Below are 14,809 nucleotides of genomic sequence, written 5' to 3'. Positions count from 1 at the left end.
TCCCAAAGGGAGAGGGGGCATACACGGTCAGCGGCCCAGGTCCGCCTGCGTGAAACGCTGGGCCGGCGCTTCCACGTTCAGCTTCATCCCCTTGAGCAACAGCTCCGAGCGCCTCGCCTTCACCAGCTCGTTGCGCATCACCACCTTCGCCGGCCGCGTGTAGCCCTTCTCGAACTCCGTGTACTCGGTGAACTCCGCGCTGCGCAGCATCTGCCCGCTCGTCCCGTAGTACTCCCCCTTCACCGGCATCCCATCCTTCTTGCGCAGCCACAGCTTGATGGAGTCGTACGCCGTCTCCGCGTTCTTCGCCTTCAGCTCCAGTGCGTACGTGTCCGCCACCTCCGAGGCCACCAGCTTCGCCGTGTAGTCCTTCGTGTAGTTCACCCGCATCACGTCCGCGTTGTTGAAGTCGCCTCCCTGGAAGCTGTCGCGGTTGGCGATGCGCGTCGCCCGCTTGAGGTTGGGCAGGTACACCCACATGTTGTCGCCCGAGCGCAGCATCTCCTGCCCCTTCACGCTCGCCGGCCCCTTGAACCAGACGCGGAACTTGTCGTCCTCGCCGCGCAGCATCTTCATCACGTAGGTGCGGCTGCTGCCGTCCTCTCGGAAGGCCGTCATCTCCGACTCGGTCTCGAAGGTGCGCGGCCCCATCACCGCGTCGTACTTCGCCAGCAGCTCCTCCGCGGTGGGCTCCGCGGCCAGCGCCGGGGCCGCCACGAGCAGCGTCATCAGGGCGAGGGTGAAGGCTCTCATCTGCAAGCTCCTTGGGAAGAAAGAAGAGGAAACGGGATTCACACCGAGCGCAGCGCTTCCACCGGATCCAACCGGCTGGCCCTCCACGCCGGCCACGCCGCCGCGGCCAGGGCCCCCACCACCGCCACCGCCAGCGTCATCCCCACGAACGAGGGATTCAGCTCCGGCCGCAGCACGGACTGCGAGCCGCTGCTGACCACCAGGGACATGGGAATGCCCCGCGCCGCGATGCCGCGCACGATGGCGCTCCCCAGCAGCACGCCCCCCACCCCGCCCAGCACGCCCAGCAGCGCCGCCTCCACCAGGAACATCGTCAGCACCTGCTTGCGGCGCATTCCCACCGCCAGCATGGTGCCAATCTCCCGCACCCGCTCGAACACGCTCATCAGCATCGTGTTGATGATGCCCGTGATGATGATGACGAAGAGGATGAGGGAGATGAGCCCCATCACGAAGCTCTGACGGCTGATGATGTCGCGCACGAAGGGCTGCAGCTCCTGCCACGTGTGCACCTCGTACTGGGGGCCGAGCTCCCTCCGTAGATCCGCCGCGATGCGCTCCAGGTTGCGCAGGTCGTCCACCGCCACGGCGAGCTCCGTCACCCGCCCTTCCATCCCCAACAGCTCCTGCGCCAACTTCAGCGGCACCGTCACCACGCGCTTGTTCTCGAAGGGCAGGCTGGACACGCTCAGCCCCTCCACCGACACGTCCAGCGAGTTGGCGCGGCCCTTGGGGCTCGACGAGGCGAGCGTCACCCGGTCCACGAGCGATTCGGCCCCCGCCGCCTTCGTCTTCTCCGCCGGTGTCACGGCGTGGAAGGACTGCGCCAGCTCGTTGCCGAGGATGGCGTGAGCATGGTCCCCGCCCGCGAGCGCCCGGCCTCCGGGCAGCACGTCGAAGCCCGCCCGGGGCACGGCCTGCTTCTCCGTGAGCACGTCCAGCGCACGCCCCACGAACATCGTCTGGGACACGCCGTTGCTCACCAGCCCGGAGAACTGGATGCGGCCCGTGACCCCCGTCACTCCGGGCACGGCGCGCACGCGGGCCAGCAGGGCCTCGTCGTAGGGGATGCTCGGCTCCAGCAGCAGCGCGTCACTGCTGTCCATGTAGCCGGTGGTGTGGACCTGCAGGGCGCCCGTCTTGCCCTGGACGATGTCGTCCACCATGAGGCGCACGAAGCCGTCGATGAAGCCGCGCAGCACGAGCACGGCCGTGACGCCCAGCAGGACGGCGGCCAGGGTGACGAGGCTTCGGCGGCGGTTGCGCGCCACGTTGCGCGCGGCGATGGAAGAGAGAGTGCTCATGAGTGGGCCAGGGCCTCCACCGGACGGAGCTGGGCGGCACGGTACGCGGGCCACAGGGCGGCGAGCGCCGCACCCACCGTGGCCATACCCACCGCGCGCACGAGGTACAGCATCGAGACATGGGGACGGATGAGGCTGTCCGCCGCCGCTCCAGGCGCCGGCAGGTGGATGCCCCGCTGGCCGAGCCACGCCGTCAACGCCCACCCCACCAGCGCTCCGAGCAGGCCACCCACCAGCCCCAGCACCGCCCCCTCCATGAGGAAGAGCGCCACCACCTGCCGCCGCCGCGTCCCCACCGCCAGCATGGTGCCAATCTCCCGCACCCGCTCCAGCACGCTCATCAGCATCACGTTGACGATGCCCAGCAGCACCGTCAGCAGGAACACCGACGTCATGATGCCGAAGATGAAGTCCTGGTGGCCCACCAGCTGCGCGACGAAGGGCAGCACCTGATCCCACGTGTGGACCTCGTACTCGGGCCCGAGCGCCGCCTGCACCGCGTCCCGCACCCGGGGCGCGTCCTCCATCCGCGTCACCGCCAGCGCGTACTCCGTCACCCGGCCCTCCATCCGCAACAGCCGCTGCGCCGTCCCCAGCGGCACGTACCCCTGCCGCCGGTCTCCCGGTGTCGCGCTCACCAGCGTGCCCGCCACGCGCACCGCCTCGCCATTGAGCGCCCCGTCCCGGTCCCCCGACAGCAGCGCCGGCCAGCGCTCCGAGGGCACCCGGGCATCCGTCACCTCCGCGCGCAGGCTCCTCGCCATGTCCGCGTTGAGCAGCAGCTCCGGCGCCTCCACCCCGGACAGGTGCGCGCCCTTGCCCAGCCACGTCGAGCGCTGCGGCGTCACCTTCGGCTCCAGCGCCGGGTCGAAGGCGGTGAGCTGGAGGAAGCCCGTCTTGCCGGCCCCCTCGTCCTCCGTGGCGCCCTCCACGTCCGGCAGGGAGATCATCCCGCCGAAGGCGATGCGCGGCGACACGGCCGTCACATCCGCGACGGACGCGATGCGCCGACGCAGCTCCTCGGAGTCCGCCATGTCCAGCGTGAGCGGCGAGCCCTGCACGTTGGCCAGGTAGCCCTTCTTGTGCACCTGCACCGCGCCCACCTGTCCGAAGACGAGGTTCTCCAGGATGACGCGCTGCTGGCCGTTGACGAAGCCACGCAGCGCCACCATCGCGCCCACGCCCACCACCAGCGCGACGAGCGAGATGGCGGTACGGCGCCGGTTGCGCAGCAGGTTGCGCGCGGCGAGCGACAGCAGCCTCATGAGCGCCTCCGCGAAACGGACTTCACCGTCATGGCTTCCCCCACCTTCACGGACTCACAGAAATGGTGCACGTGCGCGTCCACTCGCTCGAGCAGGCGCTCCACGTCCGGCGTGCCCCCGGCCAGCACCAGGTACATCAGCCGCATCATCAGCATCGGCCCCATGAACTCGATGGCGTACAGCTCGAAGTCTCCGGGCCGGATGGCTCCCCTTCGGGCCAGCTCCGCGAAGAGCCCTCCCAGCCGGCCCCGGCTCGCCATCACCGAGGAGTGCACCTGGCCCGCGTCCTTCAGCCGTGGACCCTCGGCCATCAGCATGCGGACGAACTTCTGCTCGTGCGGCGTGGCCCAGCCCTCGATCATGAAGCGGGCGATGGAGCGCAGCAGCGGCTCGGGGCCCTCCCGCAGCATCGCATCCAGGTCCAGCGACTCCAGATGCTCCGACCTGCCCGGCCCCATCTCCGCCAGCAGCGCCTCGAAGATGGCCGCCTTCGACGGGAAGTGGTGGTACAGCGCGCTCTCGCGCACCCCCACCGCCCGGGCGATCTGCCTCATTGACGTGCCCGCGAAGCCCCCTTCCGAGAACAGGTCCAGCGCCGCGTCCAGAATCAGGCGGCGCGTGTCCCGGGCTTCCTCTTTCGTCGGCCTCGCCATACGTGGGGCCTTTACTTAACGAACGTTCAATAAGTTGGCAAGACAGGGGGGTGCACGGGTTGAAGCAGGGGGACAGGCACCCTCACCCTGTCCCTCTCCCGGAGGGCGAGGGGAGATTTGGTAGCCTGTGGCCACCCGCTCTCTGCGGCTCGCGGATGCTCTTCAACTCGCACGTCTTCCTCTTCGTCTTCCTGCCCGCGGCCCTCCTCGTCTACTTCGGGCTGGGACACCGCGGCCGTACGCGCGAGGCCCTCTTCTCCCTCCTCGCCGCCTCCCTCGTCTTCTACGGCTGGTGGTCCGCCGGCTACGTGCTGCTGCTCGTCGCCTCGCTGTCCTTCGACTACCTGCTCGGCGCCCGCATCGCCTCGCTCTCCTCCGTGGACAAGCGGCGCGCCCGCTGGCTCCTCATCGCCGGCCTCACCATCGACCTCGGGCTGCTCGCGTACTTCAAGTACTCGGGCTTCCTCGTGGAGAACCTCCAGGCGCTGCTCGGGACGCGGTGGGACTACGCGCCGCCCCGGCTGCCGCTGGCCATCTCCTTCTACACCTTCCAGCAGGTGGCCTACCTCGTCGACTGCTACCGCACCGGCCACCGCGAGCCGAGCGTCCTGCGCTACGGCCTCTTCGTCACCTTCTTCCCGCATGAGATCGCCGGGCCCCTGGTGAACCACCGGGAGATGCTCCCGCAGTTCGCCTCGCCGGACGTGGCGCGCCTGCGCTCCGAGCGCCTCACCGTGGGGCTCACCTGCTTCTTCCGCGGCCTGTTCAAGAAGGTGGCCGTGGCGGATGTCGTCGCCCAGTTCGCCAACCCCGTCTTCGCCGCCGCGGCCCAGGGCGTGCCCGTGGGCCTCGTGGACGGGTGGGTGGGCGCCATCGCCTTCTCGCTGCAGCTCTACTTCGACTTCTCCGGCTATTCGGACATGGCCATCGGCCTGGCGTGGATGTTCAACATCCGCCTGCCGCTCAACTTCGACACGCCCTACCGCTCGGCGAGCATCGTCGAGTTCTGGCGCCGCTGGCACATCTCCCTCTCCCGCTTCCTGCGCGACTACCTCTACGTGGCGCTGGGCGGCAACCGGAAGGGCCGCGTCCGCCGCTACGTCAACCTGATGCTCACCATGCTGCTCGGCGGGCTGTGGCACGGCGCCGGGTGGAACTTCATCGTCTGGGGCGGGCTGCATGGCGCCCTGCTCGTCCTCACCCACGTGTGGACTTCCCTGCGCGAGCGGTGGGGACTGGCGCCGCTCGGGCAGGAGGGCCGGTGGACGCGGCCCCTGGCCATCGCCGCGACCTACGGGGCGGTGGTGGTGGCCTGGGTCTTCTTCCGCGCCGAGACGCTCGAGGGCGCGCTCGGCGTGCTCCGGGGCATGGCGGGCCTGGCGGACGGCGCGCAGCCGGGGCTCGCCTTCCGCGCGGTGTGGAACGACGACCTCTCCGGCTTCTTCCGGGCGGCGACGAAGACGGCGGTGCTGCTCGCGGCGCTCCCGGTGGTGTTCCTCTCGGGGGGCCTGCACCGCTGGATGGGGCCGCACAACCCCGCGCTGGTGGAGGACTCGCCCCGCGCCTTCCCGGCCTCGCGCTGGGGCTGGCAGCCCACTCCGGGCCAAGTGCTCGCCTGCGCCGCGATGGCCGCGGTGGCCATCCTCCGCCTGAGCGAGGTGAGCGAGTTCATCTATTACAACTTCTAGCCCGGAGGGGGAGGCGCCTCGTTGCCCAGGAGCTCCCGCTCGCGGATGCGCGTGTAGTGCACGACGGCCTCGGCGATGGCCCGGTTGAAGCACTGCACCAGCACCCGCACCTCCTCCACGCGAAGCAGCGCGTGCCCCTGCTCCTCCATGAAGTCGTAGATGCAGTCGTGCAGGGCACCGTACTCGCGCACCATGTTGGACAGATCGAAGCCGACGCGGAAGCGCTGCTCGCCGTGCTCCCAGCCCAGGGGGCCCACCCGGTGCGTCTTGGGCGCCTGTCCTTCCTCCTCGCGGCGCAGCGCCGCCACCACCTCCCGTAGGAAGTCCGGGATGTGGTCCGCCAGCTCCGGCCTGGAGAGCGCCCCGGGAGCATGGTCCTCCTGAACCCGCTCCAACCAGCGTTCGAAGATCTGCTCCGAGCCGGCCTCCATCATGTCGGCGATGGTTCTCATGGATGCGCTCCCGCGAGTGCCTGAGAGAACGTTGGTACCTGTGCGGCGTTCTGTCCCGGCGCCCGGCCCTGGTCCGCGGGTCAATCCCAGGCAGGAGGCCCGGCAGGCAGGGTGGCAGAGGCCATCCCGCTCCTTCCGTCTGCGCCCCGGAGCGGCGATGCTCTGGCCGACGGAGACGCGCCCGTGGGCATGGACAGGTACCTCAAGCATTGGGCGGTGGCCACGGCGGCGCTGGTGCTGGGTGCGCTCGCGCTCAACCTGCTCGTGGATCCGCTCTGGTATGGCCGGGGCAACCGCCTCACCGGGCGCAACTACGAGTTCAACGAGCGCGTCTCCAAGGCCAACCTCTTCTTCCAGGACCCCGCCCGCTACGACTGCCTCATCCTGGGCAGCTCCACCTCCACCATCGTGCGCCCCTCGCTGCTGGCGCCGCACCGCTGCCTCAACCTCGCCTTCAGCGCGGGCGTGGTGGGCGAGTTCCTCGCTTATGCCCGGTGGTTGCGCGCGCACGGGGCGAAGCCCTCGCTCGTCATCATCGGCACGGACTTCGTGAACTTCGATGCCCGAGTGGATGCGCAGGTGGACGTGCCGGACTTCGTCGCCCGGGGCGAGGCCCCGCCTCCGCGCTGGAAGAGCTACCTGTCGCTGGACGCGCTGCTCTGGTCGGTGCTGGCGGTGCTGGACCAGTCGCCCTACCCCAAGTTCTACGACGAGCGCTTCGAGGTGGTGGTCCGCCCCGACGCCGGCACCTTCGACCCCGAGGGTCTGCGGCTCTCCCCGCGAGCGCTGGACCCGGCCCGGGTGGCGCGCTTCCGCGAGCTGCGCGATCTCTTCCCCGAGGCCCGGTTCGTCGGGTGGATGCCGCCGCTGTCCGCGTGGCACGTGGCCGAGCTGGAGCGCACGGGCGCGCTGCCGGACTACCTGCGCTGCCTGCACGCGCTCACGTCCGTGTTCGACGACGTCTACGACTTCGCCGTGCCCTCGGACGTCACCGCGAACCCCGGCAACACCTACGACGGGCGCCACTACGGCAACGAGGTCAACGCGCGGGTCACCCGCCGACTCGCCGGGCACGAGGACACATTCGGCGCCCGGGTGGGCGGCGTGACGCTGGAGGCCTACCGCGCGCTCTACGCCGACGGGTTGCGGCGTTTCAGAGCGGGCGGGCAGGCGAGCCCTTCCGCTCCGGTGAGCGGGCCCCCGGTGCCCTAAGCACGCGGAAACCGGCGGGAACGTGCTCGGCCGTCCCCCGGACGAACCTCGTTGTTCCGCAGTCCAAGCTGGCTCCCAGGGGTGAACACGGCCCCCTACCTTCAGGGACGCCATGGGCACTCCCAGAGAGAAGGACGCGGCAGAGGGAAGTCACGGTCACGAGAGGCCGAGCTGGAAGCAGCTCATGGCCGAGGCCCGGGAGCACTTCGGCGTGGAGGAGCTGCGGCCCGGCCAGCAGGAGATCATCGAGGCGCTGCTGGATGGCGAGGACGTGCTGGGGGTGATGCCCACCGGCGCGGGCAAGTCGCTGACCTTTCAGCTCCCCGCCCTGCTGCTGCCCAAGGCCACCGTCGTCGTCTCGCCGCTGCTGGCGCTCATGCAGGACCAGCACGACAAACTCTCCGAGGCGGCGGTGGACGTGGTGAAGCTCGACTCCACGCTCACCGCGCGCGAGGCGGACCAGGTGGCGCGGGAGGTCCGCCGCGGCGAGCACGAGCTCATCTACGTCACGCCCGAGCAGCTCGAGAAGCCCGAGCGCCTCGAGGCACTGCGCAAGGCGGGCGTCTCCCTCTTCGTCGTGGACGAGGCCCACTGCGTCTCCCAGTGGGGGCACGACTTCCGCCCGGCGTTCCTCGCGCTGCGCGACGCCGTGCAGCAGCTCGGCCGGCCTCCCATCCTCGCGCTCACCGCCACCGCCACCCCGCAGGTGCGCGAGGACGTACTGAAGCAGCTCGGCATGGAGCGGGCCCGGGTGGTGAACACCGGCATCCAGCGCGGCAACCTCTTCATGGAGGTGGCCCGCACGGTGAACCCCGAGGCCAAGAAGGCCCGGGTGATGAAGCTGCTCCAGGAGGAGCGCGGCACCGGCATCATCTACACCGCCACCGTCCGCAAGGCCGAGGAGGTGTGGCAGTGGCTCGAGGCCGCCGGCATCCCGGCCGCGCGCTACCACGGCAAGCTGAAGACGTCCGAGCGCGAGGAGATCCAACAGCGATTCATGGAGAACGGCTACCGCGTCATCGTGGCCACCAAGGCCTTCGGCCTGGGCATCGACAAGCCGGACATCCGCTTCGTGGTGCACTGGCAGTTCCCCGACTCGCTGGAGAGCTACTACCAGGAGGCCGGACGCGCGGGCCGTGATGGCGAGCCGGCGCGAGCGGTGCTCCTCTACCGGCTGGAGGACAAACGCATCCAGAGCTACTTCCTCGGCGGCAAGTACCCCCGGCGCGAGGAGTCCCAGGCGCTCTACTCGGTGCTGCGCGAGCTCTGGGCCCACCGTCAGGGCAAACCCGTATCCCTCAAGGTGCTCACGGAGGCCTCGGGCCTTGCGGCCAACCGGGTGAAGGTGCTGGTGGCGCAGCTCGCCGGCGCCGGCATCCTCGAGCGCGGCGCACGCGGCCTCAAGCAGCTGCGCGACTTCGAGACCGCCGAGGAGCTCGCCGCCTACCTCGCCGCCTACGAGACGCGTCACCAGAGTGATCGCCAACGCCTCCAGCAGATGATGCGCTACGGACAGACCACCGGGTGCCGCTGGCGTCTGCTCGGCGAGTACTTCGATGAGCCGGAGCACGAGGACTGCGGCCACTGCGACAACTGCGAGCAGCGCGCCGCTGGCCACTTCGACGCAGCCAGCCCTACACGCATCGCCTCACCACCCGCACCCGCAGCGAACCCGGGCGGTGCGGTGTAGCTGGAAAACGGTATGCAGGAGGAAACGGTTTCACGCGCGACGGCCTGTAGCGTCCTGGATCATCGTGTACGCCCGGAACCGGAAGGTTCTGCTAGCCTCGCGCCCGTCCCCTCATGTCATCGCTCGACGCCACCGCCACCGCCATCAGCCGGACGCACGCGCCGGATCTCATCCCCGGCTACCGCTTGGAGAGCCTCGTCGGCGCCGGCGGCATGGGAGAGGTGCACAAGGCCACCCAGCTGTCGCTGGGCCGCACCGTCGCCGTCAAGCTGCTCAGCCAGCAGTTGGCCCAGGAGGAGAGCTTCGTCGCCCGCTTCCAGAAGGAGGCCGCGGCGCTCGCCGCCCTGCACCACCCCAACATCGTCTCCATCGTCGACAAGGGGAGCACCGCGTCCACGTACTACCTGGTGATGGAGTTCGTGGACGGGCCCTCGCTGCGCGAGCGGATGCGCGCGCCCCAGCAGGACCCGCAGGAGACGCTGCGGGTGATGCTGCAGATCTGCCGGGCCATCGAGTACGCGCACAACCGCGGCGTCATCCACCGGGACCTCAAGCCGGAGAACATCCTCTTCGACGAGCAGGCCGGCGATCTCCCCAAGGTGACGGACTTCGGCCTGGCCTCCTTCCTCGAGGACACCAGCACGCGCTTCGCCCTCACCAGCACGCACGTGGCCATGGGGACGCTGTCCTATATGGCGCCCGAGCAGCGGGTGGACGCGAAGACGGCGGACGGGCGCGCGGACATCTTCGCGCTCGGCCTCATCTTCTACGAGATGCTGGTGGGCGAGCTGCCCGCGGGCAGCTTCGAGCCCCCCTCGCGCCGCAAGCCGGGATTGGATCCGCGGTTGGATCGCATCATCGCCAACTGCCTCAAGCAGCTGCCCGCGGACCGCTACGCGAGCGTCACCGAGCTCATCCGGGACCTGGAGCCGCTCGCCCCGCACTACACCACCTTGCGGCCGGCGAAGCTCAACCGGATGCAGCGCGTGGGCCGGGCCGTGCGCAAGGCGGTGCGCGTCCTGCTGCAAGCCGTGGCCACGCTGCTGGTGCTGTCCGCGGTGGGCGTGCTGGGCATGGCGTACCTGCGCACCACGGAGCGGCGCGTACCGATGACGCCGGGCAACGCGCTCACCGGAGATCTCGGACCGGCCTCGGCGGATCGCCTGGCGGGGCGGTTGACGTCCTCGGACGGAGAGCCGCGCAAGGTGGTGTTGGGGGAAGGCCCCGACAAACCCTCGCTGCTGGTGTCCGGCCGTCCCCTCGAGCTGAACGACCGGAAGCTCGTCTTCCCGGCCGTGGAAGGCCAGTCGCGCGTGGGCCTCATGCGCGTGGACCTGCCGGGCATGAGGGGCGACACCGCCCGCCTCGCGGCCCGGGTGGACACCCTGCGCCCCGCGCCCACCTTCTTCGAGACGCTCCAGCACGCCGTGCTCCACGATCCCCTGCCGGACTCGGAGGTCGCGCTGCTGCTGATGTCGCCGGATCCGGAGCAGAAGCGGTACGTGGCCCTGGTGTATGGCGGGGCCGGCACCCCCATCCGCCTCGAGTGGAGCCTGGGAGAGAAGCAGGGAACCATGCTGGGGCCCGATTCCCCCCAGGGCCCCGTGGAGCTCGAGCTGGCCGTGGACGAGGAAGGAGCGCTGGTCGCCTCGTTGGGCACCAAGGGAGACAAGCGCCCCATCCTCGAGCCCCTCCAGCTGGGACTGAACTGGCAGGAGCGGCGGTTCGGCGTCGCGCCCGTCCCCGCAATCGGCTGCATCGAGGGCATCTGTCAGGCCGAGAACTTCAGCTACCAGGTCAAGACCCTGCCGCCCAAGCCCGCCGGTGCCGTCCAGGCGTCGGCGGCCGTTCGGGTGGAGGCGCCCAGGGCCGCGGCCCCGCCTCCCGTCAAGAAGCCCGCGCCCAAGCCCGCCCCCGCGCCCAAGAAGCGTTCGAAGTGAGCAGGAGAGAGGCCAACCGCTGAAAGTGGATGTGGCCTCACCCGGGGGATTGAACTATCCCTGTGCGCTCCATGCGCACGCTCACTCCCCGCTTCTCCGTGCTGCTGCTCATCTCCGGCCTCGCCATGGCCGGCTGTGCCCACTCCACCTCGCCCACCGAGGTGCTCGACCAGGCCGCCAGCGCGGCGCAGAAGGGAACCAGCGAGGCGCGCACGCTCGCGCTCGCGGGCTTCCACGCCTGGTTGATGGCGGGAGACCCCGCCATGGCCCAGTCCCGCTTCGACGAGGCGAGCGCCAAGGACCCGGCGGACCCCTACGCCCTCTATGGCCAGCACCTGCTCGCGCGCCGCTCCGCCCAGCCACGCCGCGCGCTCGATGCCGCGCTGGCCGTGGTCACCCGCGCCCCGCGCCATCCGCTCGCGGTGCCCTCCGCCCGCTACGTGCTGGACCTGGTGGGCACCTCCCCCGCGCTGGATGACGTCATCCTCACGGGCCTGCAGGCCGCGCTCGACGCCGGGGCCTCGGGCGAGGCCGCCCAACTGCTGCGCGCCAGCCAGGTGGCCATCCTCGGCCTGAGGGATGACCGGGCCGCCCAGGCCCGCGCGCTCAAGGACATGGGCGCGGTGGACACGGCCACGCTGGTGGGGCCCTTCTCGCCCTGGCACCTGCTCGCCTTCGACGAGACCACCCCACCGGAGAAGGACGGCTCGCTGGCGGGCCCCTTCACCGGCCCCTTCGGTCCGCTCGTGCCGCGCACCCTGCGCGCGCCGGACAGCCGCCTGGACGTGGCGGGCGAGCCGGCCAGCGGCGACATCTACCTCATGGCCGTGGACGCCGAGGTGGCCGAGGCGGGCGTCTACCTGGTGCGCGCCGTCTCCGCCTCCTCCTTCAAGGTGATGGTGGATGGAGCGCCCCTGTTGGAGCGCCGCGACTTCGCCCACGCCGCGTCCACGGTGGCCGCGCGTCCCGTGCAGCTCGCGGCGGGCCGGCACCGCATCCTCCTCAAGCTGCTGAAGGACCAGCAGCGCGGGGCCAACGTGTCCTTCGCCCTGGCGCGCGCGGATGGACGCCCGTCGAACATCCGCTACAGCCCGGCCAGCGGACCCGCGCCTTCCTCGTGGGGCTCGGCGCCCCGGGAGGCGAAGGCGGAGCTGGTGTACCCCCGCGCGGAGGACCTGGCCGCGGCGCTCGCCGGTGAGGCGGGCCCGCTGCTGGCGGACTTCGCCGCGGTGCGCGACGGCATGGGCCGGGACTCCGACGGAGCCTGGCGGCTGATGACGCGCCTGCAGAAGTCCACGCAGACGGCCGCCGTCCTGTCGCTGCGCGCCGAGCTGGCCTCGCTGGACCGGAGCATCCCCACCAAGGTGGCCCGCGGGCGCGCGACCCGGGACATCGAGGCGGCGCTGGCGAAGGACCCGGGCGACGTGACGGCGCTGCTGCTGCGCGCCGAGCTGTCGCTCAACGATGGGCAGCACGCCGCGGCGATGGAGACGCTCAAGACGGCGCGGGCCGCGGTGAAGCAGCCGGGCTGGCCCCTGTTCCTGCTGGAGGCGCGCACGGCCATGGCGCTGGAGGTGGAGAGCGCGGCCGAGGAGAGCATGGAAGCGGCGCTCCAGGTGCAGCCGGGGCTGTGCGATGCGCTGGGGCTGCGCTACGGGCTGGCGCGGCGGCGTGACGCGGTGGCGCGCGCGGACGAGCTGGTGGCCTCGCTGGTGGGTTGCCCGGGCGCGCTCCCTCGCGCCGCCGAGCACGCGCGGATGCGGGGCGACCTGGAGCGCTCCGCCGCCCTCTACCAGCAGCAGCTCACGCGCAACCCGGGAGACATCACCACGGGCCTGTCGCTGGCGGCCGCGTACGTGGCGCAGCGGCGCTTCGACGAGGCCTCGGCCACGCTGAAGAACCTGAGCGCGCTCTGGCCGCGCAACGCGCGGGTGCTGGAGAAGCTGGCGGACGTGCGCGAGCTGGCCGGAGATGCGGCCGGGGCCCTGGCGCTGCGCGAGCAGGCCCTGCTGCTGGACGGGGGCAACCTCGCCATGCGCCGCGCCGTGGTGCGCGCGAAGACGGGGCAGGAGCTTCTGCAGGCGCACGCCATCGACGGGCGGCAGGCCATCAAGGACTACGAGGCCAACCCGGGCCCGCAGGAGAGCGCCGCGGTGTACGTGCTGGACGCGGCGGCCACGCAGGTCTGGCAGGACGGCTCGCAGGTCACCCGCATCCACAGCATCCAGAAGGCGCTGGAGCAGAGCGGCGTGCAGGAGATCGCCGAGGTGAACCTGCCCTCGGGCGCGCAGGTGCTGGCGCTGCGGACGCTCAAGGCGGACGGCACGGTGCTGGAGCCGGAGAGCATCGAGGGCAAGGACACCATCAGCCTGCCGGGCGTGCAGGTGGGGGACTACGTGGAGGTGGAGTACCTGATGGCCGAGGCCTCGCGCGGACCGGCGCAGCCGGGCTTCACGGCGTCGGACTTCTACTTCCGCGTCGCCAACCTGCCGGACCACCGGGCCACGTACACGGTGGTGGCGCCCAAGGGCACGGGCATGAAGGTGGACGCGCACAACATGAAGGCCCCGCCGCCGGTGGTGAAGGGGGACGAGGAGCTCTTCACCTTCGAGGCGCGCAACGTGCCGCCCTTCATCCCCGAGCCGGACGGTCCGCCGTCGGGCAAGGAGTACCTGCCCTTCGTGGTGGTGGGCGCGGGCACCACGGGCAACGACAAGCTGGTGGCGGTGTACTCGGACGCCTTCCTGGACAAGGGCGCGCTCAACTGGGAGCTGGAGGCCTTCGCGCGCGAGGCGGCCGGAGACAAGCGCGGGCTGGAGGCGGTGAAGGCGCTGTACGCCGCGGTGATGAAGCGCTTCATCGGCCGGGACGCGGGGCTGTCGCAGTCGGCGGCGTCCTCGGTGGCGCAGGACCGGGGCAGCCGGCTGTGGGTGCTGAAGGCGGGGCTGGAGGTGCTGGGGATTCCCGCGCGCGTCGTGGCGGTGCGCACCTTCTCGGCGGACCCGGCGGACTACCTCTTCCCCGAGGAGTCGCTGCTGCCGTACGTGGCGCTGCGGGCCGACGTGCCGGGAGAGGGGCCGGTGTGGCTGGACACCACCACGCGCTTCGCGCCCTTCGGTGAGCTGCCCGAGTCCGCGCTGGGCGAGCGGGACGCGTACCTGCTGCCCGAGCCCGGCCGCGCGATGGAGAAGGTGAAGACGCCGCCGGTGAAGCAGCAGCCCGGCAAGCTGGTGAAGCTGGCGCTGGAGGTGGATGGGAGCGGCCAGCTGCTCGGCAAGGGCGAGGAGCAGTACACGGGCTTCGACGCGGCGCAGCTGGCGGAGGCCTTCGAGGCCATCTCCGGGGAGCGCCGGCGCCAGGCGCTGCAGAGCGCGGTGGGCCGCTACTTCGGCGGGGCGGAGCTGACGGACCTGAAGCTGGAGCGCTCCGAGGAGGTGGGAGCGCCCTTCACGGTGCGCTACACCTTCAAGGCGTCCGGCTTCGCCCGGGTGGACAAGGACAAGGTGGTGATGCCGCCCATCACCATGCCGGCGAGCCTGGGCCGCCAGTACGTGCAGCTCAGCACGCGCACCACGCCGCTCTACATCGACGACACGGAGTCGAGCCGCACGGTGGTGACGCTGACGATGCCGCAGGGCTTCCGGCTGGCGGACCCGCAGGCCCAGTTGAAGGTGGAGGGCCCCTTCGGACGCCTGCTGCGCACGGAAAAGCAGGAGGGGCGCACGCTCACCGTCGACGAGACGCTGCGCGTGGAGCGCGCCCGCATCCCCGTGAAGCAGTACGAGGACTTCGCGCACTTCGCGGGCGAGGTGGACCTCGTGCAGTCGAGGGACCTGGTGCTGGTGAAGTAGG

General features: G+C 70.9%; 10 protein-coding genes. 5 read left to right on the top strand and 5 right to left on the bottom strand.

Going from position 1 to position 14,809, the window contains the following annotated elements; all coding sequences use genetic code 11:
- Positions 1 to 27 precede the first annotated feature (27 nt).
- The 4 genes from NR798_RS08715 to NR798_RS08700 are packed head-to-tail and all read right to left on the bottom strand — an operon-like array spanning position 28 to position 3,975.
- Positions 28 to 753, bottom strand: a complete 726-nt coding sequence (locus NR798_RS08715) for an outer membrane lipoprotein-sorting protein (RefSeq protein WP_375770974.1) — start codon at positions 751 to 753, stop codon at positions 28 to 30.
- Positions 754 to 791: 38 nt separating this feature from the next.
- Positions 792 to 2,057, bottom strand: coding sequence for an ABC transporter permease (locus NR798_RS08710; RefSeq protein WP_375770973.1), 1,266 nt, complete (start codon positions 2,055 to 2,057; stop codon positions 792 to 794).
- The gene (locus NR798_RS08705; RefSeq protein ID WP_375770972.1) at positions 2,054 to 3,322 is read right to left on the bottom strand and encodes an ABC transporter permease; all 1,269 of its coding nucleotides are present in this window, start codon (positions 3,320 to 3,322) and stop codon (positions 2,054 to 2,056) included. Before NR798_RS08705 ends, NR798_RS08710 begins: the two co-directional genes overlap by 4 nt.
- Positions 3,319 to 3,975: a TetR/AcrR family transcriptional regulator gene (locus NR798_RS08700; RefSeq protein WP_375770971.1), complete on the bottom strand. Its 657-nt coding sequence runs from the start codon at positions 3,973 to 3,975 to the stop codon at positions 3,319 to 3,321. The genes NR798_RS08705 and NR798_RS08700 overlap by 4 nt, the downstream gene beginning before the upstream one ends.
- 155 nt (positions 3,976 to 4,130) lie before the next feature.
- Here NR798_RS08700 and NR798_RS08695 point away from each other — a divergent pair, with 155 nt between their 5' ends.
- Positions 4,131 to 5,663, top strand: coding sequence for an MBOAT family O-acyltransferase (locus tag NR798_RS08695; protein WP_375770970.1), 1,533 nt, complete (start codon positions 4,131 to 4,133; stop codon positions 5,661 to 5,663).
- Here NR798_RS08695 and NR798_RS08690 read toward each other — a convergent pair.
- Complete coding sequence (locus NR798_RS08690; protein ID WP_375770969.1) at positions 5,660 to 6,115, bottom strand: RsbRD N-terminal domain-containing protein; 456 nt, start codon at positions 6,113 to 6,115, stop codon at positions 5,660 to 5,662. The two genes, NR798_RS08695 and NR798_RS08690, sit on opposite strands and share 4 nt — an antisense overlap.
- 189 nt (positions 6,116 to 6,304) lie before the next feature.
- Between NR798_RS08690 and NR798_RS08685 the strand changes: the two genes are divergently transcribed.
- The 4 genes from NR798_RS08685 (at position 6,305) to NR798_RS08670 (ending at position 14,808) form a co-directional block, all read left to right on the top strand.
- A complete protein-coding gene (locus NR798_RS08685; RefSeq protein ID WP_375770968.1) occupies positions 6,305 to 7,327 on the top strand; it encodes a hypothetical protein in 1,023 nt (340 codons plus the stop codon).
- Positions 7,328 to 7,511: 184 nt separating this feature from the next.
- Positions 7,512 to 9,017, top strand: coding sequence for a RecQ family ATP-dependent DNA helicase (locus NR798_RS08680; protein ID WP_375770967.1), 1,506 nt, complete (start codon positions 7,512 to 7,514; stop codon positions 9,015 to 9,017).
- 113 nt (positions 9,018 to 9,130) lie between these two features.
- Positions 9,131 to 10,957, top strand: coding sequence for a serine/threonine-protein kinase (locus NR798_RS08675; protein ID WP_375770966.1), 1,827 nt, complete (start codon positions 9,131 to 9,133; stop codon positions 10,955 to 10,957).
- A 71-nt stretch (positions 10,958 to 11,028) separates the two neighbouring features.
- The gene (locus tag NR798_RS08670) at positions 11,029 to 14,808 is read left to right on the top strand and encodes a DUF3857 domain-containing protein (protein ID WP_375770965.1); all 3,780 of its coding nucleotides are present in this window, start codon (positions 11,029 to 11,031) and stop codon (positions 14,806 to 14,808) included.
- Position 14,809 lies beyond the last annotated feature (1 nt).

Source organism: Archangium gephyra (assembly GCF_042230915.1).
GTDB lineage: Bacteria > Myxococcota > Myxococcia > Myxococcales > Myxococcaceae > Archangium > Archangium gephyra_B.
The sequence above is the reverse complement of the archived record's forward strand: the minus strand, read 5'-3'. Positions and strand labels throughout refer to the sequence as shown.